Origin of the sequence: Croceibacter atlanticus HTCC2559 (assembly GCF_000196315.1) — a bacterium.
In the GTDB taxonomy this organism is placed as follows: Bacteria; Bacteroidota; Bacteroidia; order Flavobacteriales; family Flavobacteriaceae; genus Croceibacter; species Croceibacter atlanticus.
Window position 1 is genome coordinate 1,339,382 of sequence record NC_014230.1, and the last position, 19,968, is coordinate 1,359,349.

The 19,968-nt window shown below is 33.4% G+C and carries 20 protein-coding genes and 1 riboswitch; of the genes, 15 read left to right on the forward strand and 5 right to left on the reverse strand.

From position 1 onward, the window contains the following. The first annotated feature begins 140 nt into the window (after positions 1-140). Positions 141-1,061, forward strand: a complete 921-nt coding sequence (locus tag CA2559_RS05980) for a DUF302 domain-containing protein (RefSeq protein ID WP_013186952.1) — start codon at positions 141-143, stop codon at positions 1,059-1,061. Here the strand turns inward: CA2559_RS05980 and CA2559_RS05985 are convergent. Both CA2559_RS05985 and metK read right to left on the reverse strand, forming a co-directional pair. After that, complete coding sequence (locus tag CA2559_RS05985; protein WP_013186953.1) at positions 1,058-2,686, reverse strand: amidase family protein; 1,629 nt, start codon at positions 2,684-2,686, stop codon at positions 1,058-1,060. The two genes, CA2559_RS05980 and CA2559_RS05985, sit on opposite strands and share 4 nt — an antisense overlap. 77 nt (positions 2,687-2,763) lie before the next feature. Then, positions 2,764-4,017 carry a methionine adenosyltransferase gene (metK, locus tag CA2559_RS05990; protein ID WP_013186955.1) on the reverse strand — a complete coding sequence of 418 codons (1,254 nt, stop codon included), beginning with the start codon at positions 4,015-4,017 and terminating at the stop codon, positions 2,764-2,766. Between the two features lie 405 nt (positions 4,018-4,422). Continuing rightward, a riboswitch (SAM riboswitch) is annotated at positions 4,423-4,545 on the forward strand. Between the two features lie 118 nt (positions 4,546-4,663). On the opposite strand from metK, the gene CA2559_RS05995 reads away from it, so the two are divergent. From CA2559_RS05995 to CA2559_RS06050, 12 genes are all read left to right on the forward strand, one after another. Continuing rightward, positions 4,664-5,980 carry an O-acetylhomoserine aminocarboxypropyltransferase/cysteine synthase family protein gene (locus CA2559_RS05995; protein ID WP_013186956.1) on the forward strand — a complete coding sequence of 439 codons (1,317 nt, stop codon included), beginning with the start codon at positions 4,664-4,666 and terminating at the stop codon, positions 5,978-5,980. 103 nt (positions 5,981-6,083) lie between these two features. After that, the gene (locus tag CA2559_RS06000; protein ID WP_013186957.1) at positions 6,084-7,091 is read left to right on the forward strand and encodes an alpha/beta fold hydrolase; all 1,008 of its coding nucleotides are present in this window, start codon (positions 6,084-6,086) and stop codon (positions 7,089-7,091) included. Next, positions 7,051-8,148 (forward strand): homoserine dehydrogenase family protein, encoded by a 1,098-nt coding sequence (locus tag CA2559_RS06005; protein WP_013186958.1) that lies wholly within the window; start codon positions 7,051-7,053, stop codon positions 8,146-8,148. The genes CA2559_RS06000 and CA2559_RS06005 overlap by 41 nt, the downstream gene beginning before the upstream one ends. A 25-nt stretch (positions 8,149-8,173) precedes the next feature. Beyond that, positions 8,174-8,584: an RrF2 family transcriptional regulator gene (locus CA2559_RS06010; protein WP_013186959.1), complete on the forward strand. Its 411-nt coding sequence runs from the start codon at positions 8,174-8,176 to the stop codon at positions 8,582-8,584. A 91-nt stretch (positions 8,585-8,675) separates the two neighbouring features. Further along, a complete protein-coding gene (locus CA2559_RS06015) occupies positions 8,676-8,951 on the forward strand; it encodes a DUF2061 domain-containing protein (RefSeq protein ID WP_013186960.1) in 276 nt (91 codons plus the stop codon). Beyond that, on the forward strand, positions 8,944-9,558 hold the full coding sequence (locus CA2559_RS06020) for a phosphoadenosine phosphosulfate reductase domain-containing protein (RefSeq protein ID WP_013186961.1): 615 nt from the start codon (positions 8,944-8,946) through the stop codon (positions 9,556-9,558). The genes CA2559_RS06015 and CA2559_RS06020 overlap by 8 nt, the downstream gene beginning before the upstream one ends. 9 nt (positions 9,559-9,567) lie before the next feature. Then, positions 9,568-10,473, forward strand: a complete 906-nt coding sequence (gene cysD / locus CA2559_RS06025) for a sulfate adenylyltransferase subunit CysD (RefSeq protein WP_013186962.1) — start codon at positions 9,568-9,570, stop codon at positions 10,471-10,473. A gap of 50 nt (positions 10,474-10,523) precedes the next feature. After that, the gene (locus CA2559_RS06030; protein ID WP_013186963.1) at positions 10,524-11,771 is read left to right on the forward strand and encodes a sulfate adenylyltransferase subunit 1; all 1,248 of its coding nucleotides are present in this window, start codon (positions 10,524-10,526) and stop codon (positions 11,769-11,771) included. A gap of 41 nt (positions 11,772-11,812) precedes the next feature. Beyond that, entirely contained in the window at positions 11,813-12,898 is a 1,086-nt protein-coding gene (locus CA2559_RS06035) for an acyloxyacyl hydrolase (protein WP_049787195.1), read from the forward strand. Then, a complete protein-coding gene (locus tag CA2559_RS06040) occupies positions 12,895-13,668 on the forward strand; it encodes a head GIN domain-containing protein (RefSeq protein WP_013186965.1) in 774 nt (257 codons plus the stop codon). Before CA2559_RS06035 ends, CA2559_RS06040 begins: the two co-directional genes overlap by 4 nt. Positions 13,669-13,745: 77 nt before the next feature. Beyond that, positions 13,746-14,846: an acyloxyacyl hydrolase gene (locus CA2559_RS06045; RefSeq protein WP_041240932.1), complete on the forward strand. Its 1,101-nt coding sequence runs from the start codon at positions 13,746-13,748 to the stop codon at positions 14,844-14,846. Next, entirely contained in the window at positions 14,843-15,595 is a 753-nt protein-coding gene (locus CA2559_RS06050) for a head GIN domain-containing protein (protein WP_013186967.1), read from the forward strand. The genes CA2559_RS06045 and CA2559_RS06050 overlap by 4 nt, the downstream gene beginning before the upstream one ends. Here CA2559_RS06050 and CA2559_RS06055 read toward each other — a convergent pair. From CA2559_RS06055 to CA2559_RS06065, 3 genes are all read right to left on the reverse strand, one after another. Further along, on the reverse strand, positions 15,581-16,051 hold the full coding sequence (locus tag CA2559_RS06055; protein WP_013186968.1) for a DUF192 domain-containing protein: 471 nt from the start codon (positions 16,049-16,051) through the stop codon (positions 15,581-15,583). The genes CA2559_RS06050 and CA2559_RS06055 overlap by 15 nt on opposite strands. Then, positions 16,051-16,884 (reverse strand): prolipoprotein diacylglyceryl transferase, encoded by an 834-nt coding sequence (gene lgt, locus CA2559_RS06060; RefSeq protein WP_013186969.1) that lies wholly within the window; start codon positions 16,882-16,884, stop codon positions 16,051-16,053. The genes CA2559_RS06055 and lgt overlap by 1 nt, the downstream gene beginning before the upstream one ends. Before the next feature lie 81 nt (positions 16,885-16,965). Further along, positions 16,966-18,033 carry a hypothetical protein gene (locus tag CA2559_RS06065; protein ID WP_013186970.1) on the reverse strand — a complete coding sequence of 356 codons (1,068 nt, stop codon included), beginning with the start codon at positions 18,031-18,033 and terminating at the stop codon, positions 16,966-16,968. Between the two features lie 188 nt (positions 18,034-18,221). On the opposite strand from CA2559_RS06065, the gene CA2559_RS06070 reads away from it, so the two are divergent. Next, on the forward strand, positions 18,222-19,121 hold the full coding sequence (locus CA2559_RS06070) for an ABC transporter ATP-binding protein (RefSeq protein ID WP_013186971.1): 900 nt from the start codon (positions 18,222-18,224) through the stop codon (positions 19,119-19,121). Positions 19,122-19,126: 5 nt separating this feature from the next. Next, positions 19,127-19,963: an ABC transporter permease gene (locus CA2559_RS06075; RefSeq protein WP_013186972.1), complete on the forward strand. Its 837-nt coding sequence runs from the start codon at positions 19,127-19,129 to the stop codon at positions 19,961-19,963. Positions 19,964-19,968 lie beyond the last annotated feature (5 nt).

The following is a 19,968-nucleotide window of genomic DNA, read 5'->3' on the forward strand; positions in this document are numbered from 1 at the left end:
ATAGGAGTTGAAAATACAAATTCTAGGCCAATACTTTAATGATATTTTATAGTTCCTTAACATCGGCTTGTTAAAGGCGGTTAAATACTATTAAAAGTAGTAGCTACTACGTTACATTTATCCAAAATTTAAATAAAAAAATGAAATCAATCCTATCTATTTTAAGTCTTTGTTTTGTACTTGTTTCCTGTGGTGGAGATGACGATAATGGAGATCCTAATGCATTTAATGAGCCCACAACTGCTGGCTTGTCATATTCTAACAGTCAAAGCGATTTTATTACTACTTACAATGGTATAAGAGCCACGTTACAAAGTAATAGTAATATTTCTGTTTTAGCAGAAGTTAACCATACAGCAAATGCACAAAGCGTTAACCAGTCATTGCGTAATACAAGAATTATCTTTTTCGGAAATCCTATCTTAGGTACACCAGTAATGCAAGAAAACCAATTAGCAGGTTTAGATCTGCCTCAACATATTTTAGTGTATGAAAATGCGAGTAATGAGGTTATTGCTTCATATAACTCTGTTAATTATTTGTCTACAAGATATGGAGTGCAAAGTGCTAATACTTTACCACAAATTGAATCTGCTTTAGAGAGTATTGTTAATACAACTACGCAAAATGAAGTACTTACTAACTCCAGTGCGAGTATAAACAGTGGTCAAGGTGTTATTACATTGGTAAGTCAAAACAATTTTTCTACCACGTATAATAATTTGAGAAACTCTATCATAGATAATACCAATTTATCATTGGTTTTTGAACTTAACCACCAAGAGAATGCCCAAAATGCAGGGTTAAGCTTAAGGCCTACAAGTGTTATAGTTTTTGGCAACCCAAATTTAGGTACACCGCTAATGCAAGATTCTCAAACTACAGCATTAGATTTGCCACAAAAATTCTTAGTGTGGGAAGATGAAAATGGAGAGGTAAAAGTTTCTTACAACAATCCAAACTTTTTAAAATCTAGACACTTAATTTCTAATTCTCAAAACAGTACATTAGAAGATATTACTAACGCCTTGAATAATTTAGCAATTTCAGCGACTAACTAGTCCTTGTAATTTTTAGGAAGCACTCTAATGGGTCTTGCAGTTTCAAACGCAAGGCCCATTTTTAATAACTCTCGCTCTGTATTTGGCGCTCCAATAAAAGTTAATGCAATTGGTTCTCCAGTATCTTTATAACCCATAGGCATTGCCAAACAAGGATGAAATCCTACAGCTGCATAAGCAGAATGGTAATTATTAATAGATAGAATTGCGTCTAATTGATGTGCCTTCATATCATTTTGAAAAAACGCGTTCCCATTACTTAAAAGAGTGGATTTTATTGCTTCAAATTCTTCTACAGAAGTAGAATCTGCTATAATACCATCAAAAAGTTCTTGGTTGTATGGCATGTGTAAAACACTATCTTTCTTATTAAACGCCATAACATCCTCAAGAGATGTAACAGTTATATCTTTAGATGCATATGAACTTAAGTAAGAAGGAACATCATCTTTCATTTCAAGGTTAAGTAGAGTTAGGAATCCATCTAATGGAAGCTCTGGTTCATCAAGCTCGACAATAGTTGCACCGCTATCTTCAATAAATTTAACTGTAGATTTATAAATTGAATCATTTAGTAAGCGTTTGTATACTCCGAATGTTTTAGTGGTTAGGGATACGTTTTCCTCTAAAATGCTTTTATAATTAACAGAGGTCATAGCATCTAAAACAATAGCATTATCAGTTACGTTTTTGGTCATAGGTCCTGCAGTGTCCAAAGTATGTGAAATAGGGATAATACCATCTCCAGAAATTACGCCTATTGTGGGTTTTAATCCTACTACAGAGTTTTGGCTACTAGGTGATATGATAGATCCTGCAGTTTCAGAACCAACTGTGGCAACCGCATAATTAGCAGCAGTTGCAACACCACTTCCTGCGCTACTTCCGCCAGTTTCAAATGCTTTTCTTCCGTAAGGGTTAAGTGTTTGTCCTCCAATTGCACTATAGCCCAGAGGACAGCCATCGCAAAAATAATATGCCCATTCACTCAGGTTTAATTTTCCTAAAATTAAAGCACCGTTTGCTTTTAAATTTTCAACTAACTTGGCATCTTCTGTTGTGTAATTATCTTTTAAAGCTACCGCACCAGCAGTAGTGGCCATTCCTTTAGTATTTACATTATCTTTTAATAAAATTGGCATTCCGAATATAGGATGCTTGTTGGTGGTAGTGTCTTTGTCTTTAGCTCTGGCTTCATTTAAAACCTCATCGTTTAAAGCAATTATTGCATTTAAAGTTTTGGTTGAATCCAATTCGAATTTATAAATACGTTTTAGGTAAAACAGTGTAAGGTCTTCATAAGTTAAAGACCTTTCTTTAATATGGTTTTGAATTGTAGGAATGTCCTGTTCTAAAATTAGTGGCTTTAAGGCTTCATATCTTTCATTAGTAAATGATGAAACTTCCTTGTTTAGCGGTTGGTATACTTCATTTTTATCTAAAACTTTTGATTGTATTAACTCAAACTGCATGCGGCTGTTTTGGTGCTCCTGTTGCATTTCAAGCTCTAAAGTTTCATCATAGGCTGTCCAAAGTATTTCCTGCTCTTTTTCTTCAGAATTTGTTTTACAAGAAATAATTAAGAAGAATGTTGATAGGAATAAAAATGAGTAGGTAAATTTCATGATAAATGATTTGTATAAAAATAGAAAAAACCATCTGTTTATACAGATGGTTTTTAAAAGTCTAAATAAAATTGAACTTAAAGGTTAAACGCTTTCTTTACGTTATCAACAAAATCCAATTTTTCCCAAGTAAATAACTCTACTTCTTTAGTAATTTTTCCAGAGTAAGGAGACTCAAATACTTTTGTTACAGTTTTTGGTTCTTTACCCATATGACCGTAAGCTGCAGTTTCTAAATAAATAGGATTACGAAGTTTTAAACGTTTTTCGATTGCAGCTGGACGCATATCAAATATTTCGGCAGCTTTCTTGGCAATTTCACCATCTGTAAGCGCTACATTTTTAGAGCCATAAGTATCAACATAAATAGATGTTGGCTCTACAACACCAATAGCATAAGAAACTTGTACGAGTATTTCATCTGCAACGCCTGCAGCCACAAGGTTTTTAGCAATATGTCTTGCTGCGTAAGCTGCACTTCGGTCTACTTTACTAGGATCTTTCCCAGAAAAAGCACCGCCACCGTGAGCACCTTTACCACCATATGTGTCTACAATAATTTTACGACCTGTTAGGCCACTATCTCCGTGAGGACCACCTATTACAAACTTTCCAGTGGGGTTAATATGGTAGGTAATATCATCATTAAAAAGCTGTTGCACATATTCTGGCATTTGAGCTTTAACTCTAGGTATTAAGATGTTTATAATGTCTTCCTTTATTTTAGAAAGCATTACTTCATCTTCATCAAATTGATCGTGCTGTGTAGAAACAACAATAGCATCAATACGTTGCGGAATATTATCATCACTATACTCAATAGTAACCTGAGATTTCGCATCTGGTCTTAGGTAAGTAATGTCTTTTTCTTCACGTCTTAGTGCTGCAAGTTCAATAAGGATTTTATGAGAAATATCTAATGCTAAAGGCATGTAGTTTTCTGTTTCCTTGGTAGCATAACCAAACATCATTCCTTGGTCACCTGCACCTTGCTCTTCTTTGTTAGCTCTATCGACACCTTGATTAATGTCTTGAGATTGTTCGTGTATTAATGAGATAACGCCACAAGAGTCACCGCTAAATTGATATGCACCTTTGGTGTAACCAATATTGTTAATAACCTCACGTGCAATATGCTGCACATCTAAGTATGTGTCGCTTTTTACTTCGCCAGCAAGTACAACTTGCCCTGTTGTAACTAGGGTTTCACAAGCTACTTTAGAGTCTGGATCAAAAGCTAAAAAATTATCTAATAAGGCATCACTAATCTGGTCTGCCACTTTATCTGGGTGTCCTTCAGAAACACTTTCTGAAGTAAATAAATACGCCATAAACGTAATCTTAGTTTTAAATTATATTACAGAAGATTTGACGAGATTGCCGTAAGGAGTTTACATTAAATCCTATTAATTTAATAGGATTTTGAAGTATACTGCTTTAGCATTTTAAAACACTTAAAAATCAAAGTGTTACTGTTTTTGAAAACAGAAGTCGAGGTTGCAATCAGTCAAATCTTTCCTCGTTTTGAGATGCAAAAGTATGAAATAAGATTTAATCTCTTTAATTGTCTTAATAGAAATGAATGATGCAGCGATAGTTATAAGCCTTCTCGATTAAAATTAAACTTTATATACGTAGTATATACATTTTCAAAAACGAAAATAAGTTCAAAAAAATTTTGTTATGTCGTGTTTGCGTTTCATCTTTGTAGCTCAAAGTTCAAACTTTTATTGAAGATGTTATCAAGAAAGGCTGAGGGAATAGACCCTATGAAGCCTTAGCAACCCTTTCACTTAGAAAGAAGGTGCTACATTCTACAGTACAGCCAATCATTTCTGGTTTGTACAGATAGATAACCCACAACCAATCCCTTTCTGGGATGTGGCTATTTTTTCTTTTTAACATTTTTCTATCAAGGCGCTCTCGAGAGCTTTTTGGCTTTGGGTTCAATTTATTTTTAACTCAAAAATTAGAAAAATGAGTACACAATCTTTAGCAACCAAAGCGTTGCACGCAGGGCACGACACAGCAACAAACGGAAACACTCGTGCGGTTCCTATTTACCAATCTTCAAGTTATGTTTTTAAAGATGCAGACCACGCTGCAAATTTGTTTAACCTATCTGAAGAAGGCTTTATTTATACACGTATAAATAACCCGACAAATGACATTCTTGAAAAACGACTAGCAGATATTGAAGGTGGTATTGCTGCAGTCTCCACAGCATCTGGTACAGCAGCAATTAATACAACATTGCTTACACTTTTAAAAGCTGGAGATCATATTGTAGCTTCAAATTCGTTATACGGAGGCACTTACAATTTACTTAAAGTCACCTTGCCAAGATTTGGTATCACGACAACTTTTGTAGATCCTCAAAATCCTGAGAATTTTAAGAAAGCTTCCAAGGAAAACACACGAGCTTATTTTATTGAATCTTTAGGAAATCCAAAACTAGATGTTTTAGATATTGAAGCAATTTCTATTGAAGCAAAAGCTTATAAAGTACCACTAATTGTAGATAACACTGTGGCAACTCCAGCATTATTAAACCCTATAAATTATGGTGCTAATATTGTTATTCACTCGCTTACAAAATACATAAACGGAAATGGTACTGCATTAGGAGGCGTTATTATAGATGCCGGAACTTTTGACTGGTCTAGTGGGAAGTTTCCAGAGTTTACAGAGCCATCACCAGGTTATCACGGTTTGGTGTATCACGATGCATTGCAGGAAGCAGCATTTATAGCAAAAGTAAGAATAGAAGGTTTGCGTGATCACGGTGCAGCATTAAGTCCATTTAACGCTTTTCAAATTTTACAAGGATTAGAAACTTTAGAGATAAGGCTTGAAAAGCATAGCAAAAATGCACTAAATCTTGCAACTTGGCTTCAAGAACAGGAAGAGGTAACTTGGGTTAACTATCCAGGACTTAAGTCTAGCAAATACAATTCGTTAGCAAAAAAATATTTGCCAGATGGCCAAAGTGGCGTTGTAACTTTTGGAGTAAAAGGTGGTTATAACAGTGCTAAAATTATAGCAAATGAAACTGAAATATTTTCATTGTTAGCTAATATTGGCGACTCTAAATCTTTAATAATACATCCAGCAAGTACTACTCATCAACAGCTAACAGATGAAGAGCAAGAGTCTACTGGAGTTACAAAAGATCTAATAAGATTAAGTGTAGGTTTAGAGCATTTAGATGATTTGAAATCTGATTTAATTCAAGCTTTTCAAAAATTAGACACCAAGGTTTCTGCTGAAGCATTTAGTCTAAATGGACACTAAGACTAACAATACCATTTAATTTAAAATTCTTTAAAGCTATAAATGCCTCAACCATCATTTGTGTTGGTTGAGGTTGCTTTACAATTTTTGAAACTCTAGGAAAATGATATCAGAATTTATAATAGAAGATTTTAAGCTTACATCTGGGTCGAAAACTTTAGTGAAAACCACCTATCAACAATTTGGTAAAGCTTTAGGAACAGCACCTATTGTATTAATTAATCATGCATTAACAGGCAACTCAAATGTAACAGGAGCACAAGGTTGGTGGTCTGCAATAGTGGGTGATAACAAAGTTATAGACACACAAAGGTTTACCATTTTAAGTATAGATGTTCCAGGTAATGGCTTTAATGTAAACAGTGATTATACTATTAAAAACTATAAGGATTGGCAACTTGTAGATGTTGCTAAAATACAAGTTAGGATTTTAGAGTATTTGGGTGTTAATGAGTTATTTGCAGTGGTTGGTGGTTCTTTAGGAGGCCAACTGGTTTGGGAGTTGGCAGCTTTAAAAGCAATAAAAATTGCGCATATAATACCTATTGCAACAGATTGGAAAGCCACAGATTGGTTGCTTGCAAACTGTAAGATACAGGACAGTATTCTTAATAACTCAACCAATCCAATTTATGATGCTCGGTTGCATGCTATGACACTTTATAGAACACCAAGATCATTAAAACAAAAGTTTGAAAGAGAAAGAGATGAAGATTCAATTTTTAAAGTAGAGAATTGGCTCTCGTATCATGGAAACCTATTGCAAAACCGATTTCAACTAGCCAGTTACAAATTAATGAATCACCTGTTAACTACCGCTAATGTGCTTAGAAATTACACTTCGATTAAAGACTTTGCTCAAGTTATTTCAGCAGATATTCATCTTGTAAGTGTAGATTCTGATTTGTTTTTCTTGGCAGAAGACATTTGGGAAACCTATATAGATCTCTGTACAGAAAAGGATAATGTGTTTATTTCTGAAATAAAGAGCATTCACGGTCACGATGCATTTTTAATTGAAACAGCACAACTTCAAAACATATTAAAACCAATTTTTGAAACTAAAACTCATGAACACAACCATAAACATCATATTGTTTGGAATAGGTAATGTTGGTAGCACTTTAATTAAGCAAGTTCTAGCTACAAACGCTACGATATCTTTAAAGCAAGGATTAAATTTAGAGATTCCAATTATAGCAAACTCTACCACAGCTTTTTTTAAAACAAATGGCATTAAAAACAATTGGCAAACCGATTTTGAGATTTTTGGTTTTCCTTATAAAATAAATGATATTATACGCTATATCCAAAAAGAGGAGCTTGGTAATATTATAATTGTAGATGCTACAGCAAGCAGAAAATTTGTAAAACATTACAAAGCATTTTTTCAACAAGGCTACCATATTGTAACAGCAAATAAAATTGCTAATACATTATCATTAGACTATTACAATTCTCTTAGGACAACAATCTTAAATAATTGGACACATTTTAACTATGAAACTAATGTTGGTGCAGGTTTGCCAATAATCGAAACCTTAAGAAGGCTTTCAGACAGTGGCGAGCAAATCCATAAAATAAGAGGTGTGTTTTCTGGATCGTTAAGTTATATATTCAATACATTTTCAGAGAAGCAACTGTTGTTTTCTGAGGTGCTGCAAAGCGCACAGCAAAAAGGTTTTACAGAACCAGACATTAGGGAAGATCTTTCTGGAAAAGATGTAGCCAGAAAATTACTAATCTTAGCTAGGGAAATAGGACTACAAAAGGAACTTTCAGACATAGCTGTTGAGTCTCTGATACCTTCTTCATTAGAAGAAATTCACTATTTGAATGACTTCAATTTAAAGCTGAATGAATTAGATCGTTACTATTCAGATTTAAAAGTAAAAAAATCAGCAAACCATGTCTTTAGATATATTGGAGAGTTAGATGTTTTAAATGGCACCTTGCAAACCAAACTTGTATTAGAGCCAAAAACAAGTGCAATTGGGCAACTAAGAGGAGCAGATGCAGCCATCGAAATTTTTTCTGAATCTTATAAAGAACAACCATTAGTTATACAAGGTGCTGGCGCTGGAAGTGCGGTTACAGCTAGAGGTATCTTAACAGATATATTAAAAATAGCTAAGCAGCTTAACACTTTTAAATTGGTTGAAGCTTAGTGTAAGAATTGTGTACTTTTGTAATATGCTTTCTAAGAAAACTAAATATGGGATAAAGGCGCTAACACACTTGGCAAGACAAGAAAATCAGGCGCCAGTTCAAATCGCTACTATTTCTGAAGCAGAAAATATTTCTCAGAAATTTTTAGAAAGTATATTACTTACCTTAAAGAAAAACGGCATCCTAAGCTCAAAAAAAGGAAAAGGTGGCGGTTATTATTTACTTAAAGAAGCCAAAGATATATCTATGGTGAATGTAATGAGAGTGTTAGAAGGTCCAATAGCAATGGTGCCTTGTGTAAGCTTAAATTACTATGAAAAATGTGATGATTGCCCAGATGAACACGCGTGTTCTGTACATAAACTCATGATTGAAGTTAGAGATAGTACTCTAGATATCTTCAACAATAAATCTTTAGCAGACCTAATAGTTTAAAGAGAGTTATTTGTTTTCTGTTCTACATAAAAATACTAAGTTTGCATAATACTCTACTAATCCTATAGGGTAATAGTAAAAATAGATTAAAATGAGTCAAACTGTAGACTATACAACAGGAGAAGCAGATGTTTATGAAGTAGAAAACGCTTCTAGCTTACCAAAGGAAAATATAAAAAGAAGTATTTTAAAAACGTTTAGTTGGCGTGCTCTAGGAACTATAACTACGGTTGTGGTTTCCTATATAATTACAGGAACATTAGCTCTTGCATTTTCAATAGGAGGCATAGAGTTAATCTCTAAACTGGTGTTGTATTTCTTTCATGAACGTGCGTGGAATCAAATAAAATGGGGAAAAAATGAATAAGACTATTGAAGAAATAAATGAGTTTTTAATAGGGAAAACTACAGAAGAAATTATTTCTTACGTTATAGGTAACTCAAGAAACCCAGTAATTACAACCAATTTTAGACCATATGAGGTTGCTATATTACATGCTGTAACAACTGTAAAGCCAGATATTAATGTTATATGGTGTGATACGGGTTATAATACTCCAGACACATATAGGCACGCAGATTATTTAATAAATAGGTTAAACCTAAATATCAAGCTTTATGTTCCTAAACAAACAGTTGGCTATAGAAATATAGTTATGGGAATTCCAGATATTTCAGACCCTAATCATAAGCTTTTTACGCAGCAAGTTAAGCTAGAGCCTTTTGCAAGAGCAATGCAAGAACACCAGCCAGATGTTTGGTTTACCAACTTACGAAAAGGTCAAACAGCATTTAGAGACAGTATAGATATGGTGTCTCAAGATGCAAATGGTATTGTAAAAGTGAGTCCATTTTATAATTTTTCTGATGAAGATTTAGACACTTATTTAAATCTTCACAATCTACCCAATGAACACATTTATTACGATCCTACAAAGGTTTTGGAAAATAGAGAATGTGGTCTTCATAAATAATCTTAAGAGATGATAAAAGATACATCGCAAATAAACCCTTTAGAAAACGAAGCCATTTATATTTTTAGAGAAGTGGTTGCGCAGTTTGAAAAACCTGTATTGTTGTTTTCTGGAGGTAAAGACAGTATTACTTTAGTAAGATTAGCTCAAAAAGCATTTTATCCTGGGAAAATTCCATTTCCATTAATGCATATAGATACGGGTCATAACTTCCCAGAGACCATAACATTTAGAGATAACCTGGTTAAGGAACTAGGTGTCGAACTAATAGTAAGACACGTTCAAGATGATATAGATGCAGGAAAAGTAAAAGAAGAACAAGGTCGTTATGCTAGTAGAAACAGCTTGCAAACCAATACTCTTTTAGAAGCTATAGAAGACTATAAATTTGATGCATGTATCGGTGGCGCAAGGCGAGATGAAGAAAAAGCAAGAGCTAAAGAACGTATATTTTCTGTGAGAGATGATTTTGGACAATGGGATGAAAAAAACCAAAGACCTGAAGTGTTTGATATGCTTAATGGACAGATAGACCATGGTCAAAATGTACGTGTATTTCCTATTTCAAATTGGACAGAGTTAGATGTGTGGAACTACATAGCTAAAGAACAAATAGACATTCCTACTATTTACTTTGCACATATGCGAGAAACATTTGTTAGAGACGGCCTTATTTGGTCTGTTGATGATGATGTTGTTTTTCGAGATAAAGATGAAACAGTAGAGAAACGTATGGTTCGCTTTAGAACTGTAGGCGATATGAGCTGTACGGCAGCAGTAGCTTCTGAGGCTACAACAATAACGTCTGTTATTGAAGAGATAAAAGCGTCAACAATTTCAGAACGTGGCGCTAGAATAGATGATAAACGTTCTGAAGCTGCAATGGAAAAACGCAAGCAGCAAGGTTACTTCTAAAAAAAATCAAATCAACTTTAAAAAACTCATTAGTAATGAGCCAATATACTATGGATGTATTAAAAATAGCAACAGCAGGAAGTGTAGATGATGGTAAGAGTACGTTAATAGGTAGGTTGTTATACGATACAAAATCTCTTACAACAGACAAGCTAGCGGCCATCGAGGAAAAAAGTAAAACAAATGGTTACGATTATTTAGACTTTTCTCTTGCTACAGATGGTTTGGTTGCAGAGCGAGAACAAGGTATTACTATTGATGTTGCTCATATTTATTTTTCAACAGAAAACCGAAGTTACATTATAGCAGATACACCTGGACATATTGAGTATACTAGAAATATGGTTACTGGTGCTTCTACTTCTCAAGCTTCAATAATACTTATAGATGCTAGACATGGTGTGAGTGAACAAACATACAGGCATTTCTTCATTAATAATTTACTTAGGGTTTCTAATGTTATTGTAGCAGTTAATAAAATGGATTTAGTAAATTATTCTGAGTCTGTTTTTACAGAGATTAAACAATCTTTTAATGATATAATTGAGAAAAGTAGTTTTAAAAGTCAGCAAATTAATTTTGTGCCTATAAGTGCTTTAAAAGGAGATAATGTTGCTAAACCTTCAGAGGCTATGTCTTGGTATAAAGGTGAAACTGTTTTAAATGCCTTAGAGAAATTACAGCCTAATAATGAAGGTTCTCATGTTCAACCTCGTTTTCCAGTTCAGTACGTTATTAGACCGAAAACAGAAGCCTATCATGATTATAGAGGTTATGCAGGAAAAGTAAAAGGTGGATCTTTTAGGGTAGGAGATTCTGTTATGGTCATGCCTTCAGGAACAATTTCTAAAATAGAAGGCATAAATCAATATGATACTCAATATGAAGAGGCTTTATCTGGAGCATCTGTTTCTATAACACTTCAGGACGATATAAATATTAGCCGAGGAGATATGTTAGTAAAAGTAAATAAAGCACCGAAGGTAGAAAAGCAGTTAAGCGCAACACTTTCTTGGATGGATGCCAATACATTACAAGAAGGTTCTAAGTATGTGTTACAACATGGTGTAAATAAAGTACTTGCTAAGGTGAAACAAATAAACCATAAAATTGAACCAGATTTTTCTGGCCAAGATAATACAGTGAAATCCTTAAAAATGAATGATTTAGCTTCAGTTAGTCTTCAGTTAAATAAGCCTATTTATAGTGATGCTTACACAGAACACAAACAAAATGGTGCGTTTATATTAATAAATCAACATACAAATAATACTGCAGCAGTTGGTTTTATTGAGTAACTCCTTCTAAACATACCATCATTTTGGGTTACTTTTGTCACGTGAAAAATCTATTACTTTTAGTGTTTCTTATTTGTGGGCTCCACGTTTTTTCTCAGGACAAACCTGTACATGAGATTGATGCAAATGTGTTTTATGGCTCAATACTTCTGCACAATAAAGATATAAGTCATCTTATAAAAGGTCATCCTACAGGCGTAATATTAAGTTATAATAGAAAGACTTTTGGAGCTAATTCTTGGGAGTCACGTTACAACTATCCAGATTGGGGATTTTCATTTGCTTATCAAGATATGAAAAGTGAAGAGCTTGGTAATAATTTTGGAGTATATGGTCATTATAACTTTTACTTTTTAAAACGTAACCTCATGCTTAGGGTAGGGCAAGGAATAGCCTATAATACTAATCCCTTTAATTTAGAAGATAATTTTAGAAATAGAGCTTATGGTTCTCATTTATTAAGTTCAACATATTTAATGCTCAATTATAAGTCAAAACCATTTTGGGGCGGTTTTGGTATACAATCGGGAATAGCAGTAATTCACTATTCTAATGCTTCAGTAAAATCACCAAATACAAGCACAAATTCATTAACTTTTAATGTTGGGGCAACATATACGTTTAATGAAGAAGACGTGCCAAACTTTGTGCCTAAGGTTAAAGAGAAATATACAGAACCTCTAAAACTAAATTTTGCGTTTAGAACCGGATTTAATGAAGGAGACGAAGTTGGTCACGGCACCTATCCGTTTTATATTTTTTCTGCATATGTAGATAAAGTTTTAAATAGAAAAAGTAGGCTGGTTTTAGGTACAGAACTCTTTATTTCTAAATTTTTAGAAGAGGAAATTAAATACCAATCTATAGCATTTCCAAACCAAGCAACAGGAGATGAAGATTATAAACGTGCAGGCGTATTTATTGGTCACGAATTAAAATTTGCACGGTATTCTGCAATTACACATGCAGGATATTACTATTATTACCCATATGATTTTGAAGGTCCAGTTTATTTCAGGTTAGGCTTAAAGAGAACATTTGGCAAACACATATTTGGTGTTGTCTCTGTAAAATCTCACGGTGCAAAAGCAGAAGCATTAGAATTTAGTTTAGGATATAGATTATGAAGCAGATTGTAAAACATTTAATATCATTTATAATACTAGGCTCATCAACTGTTTTATTAAATAGTTGTAGTTCTGAAGATGCAAATGATTGTTTTCAAACCGAAGGACAATTGCAACAAGAGGAAATTATTCTGGCAGGATTTAATAAAATTAGGATAGAAGAAGGTGTACAATTATTACTAAGACAAGGGCAATCTCAACAGGTTATTTTAGAAACAGGAGCAAACCTTAGGTCAGACGTTGAGGTGTTTTTAGATAATGAAACTTTAGTGGCTAGAGATAACAACGGGTGTAATTTATTTAGAGATTATGGTGTTACCAAACTCATAGTAACTTCTCCAAATATTGAGGACATTATAAATGGATCCTCTTATGAAATAAGAAGTGAAGGTACATTAAATTACCCAACACTACGTTTAAGAAGTTTAGTAATACCAGGATTTGATCTTCGTAAGAATGGAGATTTTCATTTAACACTTAATGCGCAAGATGTCTCTATTGTCGCAAACGGATCAAGTGTATTTTATTTAAACGGAACCACTTCTAATTTAAATGTTAGCTTCTCAGATGAGTTACCAAGACTCGAAGCTAGAGACTTAATAGCTCAAAATGTTTCGATAAGACATGTAAGCAGCAATCATATGTACATAAACCCTCAGGAAAGCTTAACAGCCGAGTTAAGAGGCAGTGGTAATGTGTATAGTTATAATAGTCCAGATATTCAGGATATTCAGGAACTGTATACCGGTCGTGTAATTTTTATAGACTAGTTAAAATAAATACAGAAATCTCAGTTGGTTAAAACCCTAATTTTTGTTTCTTCGTAACTGTTAGAGTAAACCCAATTATGCAGTATAGGTATCTTTTAGTAATCGTGTTGTTTTGTGTAAGTTTTGTAAATGCACAAGACACCCCAAAAAAGTACCATTCTTTTGATGTAAATTATTTTTACGGTACAATCTTAGAGCATAATCCAGATATTCAACATCTTATTACAGAGCATCAAAAAGGTGTTATTTTAAGTTATAACACTAAAACATTTGGTTTAGAAGATTGGTCTAGACGTTATAACAGTCCAGATTACGGTTACTCATTTATTTATCAAGATTTAGGAAACACGTTTTTAGGGGAAAGCTACGGTGTGTACGCACACTTTAACTTTTATTTTTTTAATAGGCATTTAATGATGCGTATTGGTCAAGGTGCTGCTTATAACACAAACCCGTACGACCAAGAATCTAACTTTAGGAATAATGCCTACGGATCATCTATTTTAAGCTCTACCTACATCATGGGTAATTATAAAAAGGAAAACATTTATAAAGGCTTAGGACTACAAGCAGGGTTTTCAATAATTCATTATTCAAACGCTAATCTTAAGGCACCAAATAACAGCACAAATACTTGGGTGTTTAATGTAGGTGCTAATTACAATTTAGATTACGAAGAGCTTCCGGAATACATACCACAAGGTGAAAAAGAAAAATATACAGAGCCTATACATTATAACCTTGCATTTAGGACTGGTGTAAACTCTAGTGATGTTATAGGTTTAGGCCAATTTATGCATTACACTATTTCTGCTTATGCAGATAAAAAGATTAATAGAAAAAGTACATTTCAAGCAGGAGCAGAAGTATTTATATCTCCTATGCTTAAAAGTTTAATAAAATTTAGATCTGTAGCTTATCCAGAACTAGGTGTTCAAGGAGATGAAGACTCCAATAGAGTTGGAGTTTTTGTAGGACACTTACTAACATTTAATAAAGTGTCATTTATATCTCAATTAGGATATTATGCTTATTACCCTTACGATTTTGAAGGCAGAGTTTATAATAGATTAGGGTTACAGCGTGAATTTGGAAAACACATTTTTGCAGGCGTAAGTGTACATTCTCATGGTGCTAAAGCTGAAGCAGCAGAATTTTCAATAGGTTACAGATTATGAAAAAACACTTCCTATTAATTATTATAGCAATTACTGTTTTAGGGTGTAATCCTAAGAACATAGATGATTGTCTTAAGTCTGAAGGTGATGCTGTTGAGCAAATAGTCGAAGTGCCGTTTTTTGACAAACTTATTTCTAATAGCAGAACTAAAGTCTTTGTGAAAAGCGGGCCAGAACAACAAGTTTTAATTCAAACGGGAGAAAACTTAATTGATGATGTAAAAGTTAGTGTTGTAGATAATACTTTGTTTTTAGAAAATGAAAATGGTTGTAATATTTTCAGAGATTTTGAGCAGGTTAAAATTATTGTAACCTCTCCAAATTTAGTAAGTATTAGAAACGGTAGTGGTTATGCATTAGAAAGTATAGGTGTTCTAGATTACCCTAACCTTGTCTTGTTATCTGAAGATGGTAATAATGAAGATGAATTTAATACAGATGGCGATTTTATATTGCAGCTTGAATCTGATACAGTCATACTCGTTAACAACAATATTACAAACTACTTTCTGTCTGGAACTGTAATTACTATGCAGGCCAATTTTTATGGTGGTGATGGTCGTTTAGATGCACCAAACCTTATAGTGCAAGACTTAAGTGTTCTGCATAGAGGTACAAATAAATTTATTGTAAACCCACAACAGTCTATACGTGGAGAAATACGAAGTACAGGAGATGTTATTTCTGTAAACCAACCACCTATTGTTGAGGTTGAAGAGTTTTTTACAGGGCGTTTAATCTTTCAATAAAAGATAATCTCCAATTTCTAGTTGTAATGCTTCAGATTGTTTTGCATTTAACTCTAAAACAAACTTAGCAGGAACTTTAGAAGGTAATGAAGCTTCACTCATAGGTTTTACATCTTCCTGAAAATCTACAATTTTATAGTTTTCATCTAGAAAAAGTAAATCAAGAGGTATTCGTGTGTTCTTCATATAAAAGCTGCGCAACTGTTCATCAGGAAAAACAAAGAGCATACCTTGGTTGTCTTGCATCGAGTTTCTGTACATTAAGCCAGTTTGGCGTTGGTACTCATCATCTGCAATCTCAAGATCTAAAGATGTAAGAGTATCACCTGTAGCTTTTACTAAATATGCTTCAGCTTCTTTTTTAAATTGTGGTTCTTCAACACTTATACTTGGTTTTGGCTCATCTTTGCAAGCTATAAGTACTAAGCTTAAAAGGCATATATATGCAAACTTCATTAGACCGTAGTTTTGTGTTTAGGTGTATAAAAAAACATAAAATAAATACCAGCAATTATAAACGGTATACTTAACAGTTGGCCAGTGTTTAATCCTAAGACCCAATCTTCACGACCTGTAACTTGTTCTACTTTTATATATTCAACAATAAATCTTACAGACCAAAGTAAGGTTAAAAAGAGACCAAAGATAAAACCAGTTTGCTTGCGCTTTTCTGTTTTCCAATATACTAACATTAGAATGATGAACACAATAACATAACCAGCTGCTTCATATAGTTGACCTGGATGACGCGCAAAGGTTTCACCATACTTAGCAAATATAACACCATAATCGCCATTGGTTGGCTTACCTATCATTTCTGAATTAAAGAAGTTTCCTAATCTAACAAAAACACCACCAATTGCTACAGGCATAACAATACGGTCTAACACCCATAACACATGTTTTTTAAGAACATTCTTAGCATAAAAATACATAGCTATAATTACCGCAATGGCTGCACCGTGACTTGCTAAGCCTCTAAAGCCTGTAAAGCTAAACTCAGGTTGTGTTTGTATTGGTAGTATAACTGCTAAAGGGTCTTCCCAAAGTAATTCTGTTTGGTAAAATAAAACATGTCCTAATCGAGCACCAATTAAGGTGGCTATTACTGTATATATAAATATAGAGTCTAATTTTTCTTGAGATACATTTTCTCTGTTATATATACGTTTCATTAAGTACCAGCCAATAGTAAAGGCAATAACAAACATTAAGCTATAGTAGCGTATAACGAAGAAACCAAGGTCGATACCTTCAGAAGGATTCCAGGTAATTTGGGAAGCAATCATGTATTATGTTTTATTTTTTGAAGCGGTAAAGATAACGTTATTATCTGTGATGCTATTTTAAAAGCAGATTAGCTTAAACTATTAATTTATTTTAGTGCGCATATTTACATCTTCGTAATTGCGTTTCACAAACTCTAAAGCTGTTTTTAATATTTGCCCCATAGATCTTGCTCGTTTAAACTTAACATCCTTTGTGAAATCTAAAAGCTCTTTTCTAAGTTTATGTACATGTTCTTTGTTAGAAATGTTATCACTGTTTATACATCTCATAAGCTCTCTATAGCGGCCTTTAGATAAGATGATTCGTTTTGCTATAAGGGAACGTTCTTCCTTAATATATTGCTCTATAGATGTGTTTTCAAGATGGTCTGTCACCAGTTCAACCATTGTGAAATTTTCTTTGAAAAACTGTGGTCTATACACTTTAAGTTTGCCTTCAAAGCATTGTTGGTCAAAATCTATAGCGCGAATTTGGTATTCTACGTGATCAAAATCGTGAGTTGGTACAATTACATAATTATAACTTCTCATATCACCAAGCAATCTAATCATGCAGCGCTCATTAAATTTTACAAACTGTTTTGCAATTTGTGTTTTTGCGCGATCATCACATTCCGGAAGCTCATTCTGTATAAAAACATCTCCAGGAATTCCTGCAATGTGTTCTTCAATTAAGGTATCCTTATAAACTAAAAATGTAATTCGATGAGGAGATAGAAGGTGTTCAAACTCTAGCCCGTAAATTCTAGAGGCATCTGCCTTCTTTACATAAAAGTATGTAAAACTATCATTTAAAACATTTCTAATCTTAATTCTAAATGGCTTAGAGTTTCCAAACGTACAATAATCTATAGCATCAATATTTAAATATTGAAAGGAGTCGTCACTACCATCAGAATGTAAGATGGTGTAAATTTTCTTTAAACTTTCATCTATGCTATCACGTTCATAATCTGCGTAATAGCAACGTACCCAATAGGTGTCTTCGTCGTGTTGGTCATAGACGACAACACTCCCTTGAAACCTTAAAAGATCATCATAAAACACAGGAATCTTTATGCTTCTGCTATACTTTTCTAAATACGCCTGTAGCTTTTCGTTTATAGGAAACGTAGGCTTTTTCTTAGACATTAATTTTTCCTCTACCATCTTGAAATAATACGATTAATTCTTTTAAATATCAATACTTAAATAATAAACTAATGCTAATAATCTTGTGCGGAATCTCTGATTATAATTTTGCTGAGGCGTTATAATTTCTTGTAGTTTTACCTAAAACCTTACTTGTAACAATTTAACAAGTAGGACGTCATACAGTTAAACCAACCTATATTATTTTGGAAACAATTCTTAAACTTAACAATCTCACCAAGCATTTTGGACCTGTAAAAGCAGTAAACGATTTATCTTTTACAATTGAAAAAGGTAATGTGTATGGTATACTAGGCCCAAACGGAAGCGGAAAATCTACTACTTTGGGTATCGTGCTAAATGTTGTTAATAAGACTTCTGGAGAGTTTCAGTGGTTTGATGGTAACATGACAACACATAATGCCTTGAAGAAAGTTGGAGCAATTATAGAGCGCCCTAACTTTTACCCTTACATGACTGCAAAACAAAATTTAGAGCTGGTTTGTAAGATTAAAAATGTAGAGCACGCAAATATTGATGAGAAGCTTGAAATTGTTGGCCTTCTAGATAGAAAGAACAGTAAGTTTAGTACCTTTTCTTTAGGTATGAAACAACGTCTTGCAATTGCATCTGCGTTATTAAATAATCCTGAAATTTTAATTTTAGATGAGCCAACTAATGGATTAGATCCTCAAGGAATTCATCAAATACGAGAGATTATAAGAAAAATAGCATCTATGGGCACTACCATTTTACTAGCGTCTCATTTATTAGACGAGGTTGAAAAAGTATGCTCTCACGTGGTTATAATTAGAAAAGGCGTAAAACTTTACTCTGGACGAGTAGATGAAATGAATGCAAGTCACGGATTTTTCGAACTTAAAGCAGAAGATACTACAAAGCTTGAAACTTTCTTAAAAACTAACACAGCTTTCGGCTCAATAAAGAAAGAAGAAGGATTGCTTATAGCATTCCTAAATGAACCGATGGAGTCATTTGAGTTTAATAAATTATGCTTTGAGAATGGTATAGTGTTATCTCACTTAAATAAAAGAAAAGAAAGCCTAGAAGAACAATTCCTACAATTGACAAACCAAATTAGCTAAACCACATGTTACGACTTTTAAATATTGAATTTCAAAAATTAAGATATAGCAAAAGTGCACGTGTCTTAAGTATCATCTATTTTATATTAATCACCTTTATAGCATTAATAGCTTCAATTGAGTTTAATTTCGGGAATGTAAATTTTAGAATTGCAGATCAAGGAATTTTCAATTTTCCATTTATATGGCATTTTAACACTTACATAGCTGCATTGCTCAAATTGTTTTTAGCAATTGTAATTGTATCTATGATGAGTAATGAGTATAGTAACCGTACCTTAAAACAAAACCTTATTGATGGGTTGAGCAAAAAGGAATTTGTGCTGTCTAAATTTTATACAGTTTTGGTGTTTGCCTTAATTTCAACTGTATTTGTTTTCTTGGTATCTGTTGTTTTAGGAACTTTCTTTTCAGACTATACAGAGTTTAGCATCGTTATAAGAGATATGGATTACCTACTGGCATATTTCTTTAAACTCACTGCATTCTTTTCTTTTTGTATGTTTTTAGGTGTGTTGGTTAAACGTTCTGCTTTTGCATTAGGGTTTCTTTTTGTGTGGTGGATAGCAGAAAGTATTATCTATGCTTTATTGAAATTTCAGGTTTTTAAAGGTTCAAACACAGCAGAGTCTATAGTTCAGTTTTTTCCTTTAGAGGCAATGTCTAATCTAATAAAAGAGCCATTCTCGAGACTAGGAGCAGTTCAATCTGCAGCCAACCAGTTAGGAGAAGCGTTTACCAAAGATTATGATATTCACTGGTATCAAATTATTATAGTATCTGTTTGGATATTCTTATTTGTATGGATGTCTTTAGGATTACTTAAAAAGCGAGACCTATAAACGTA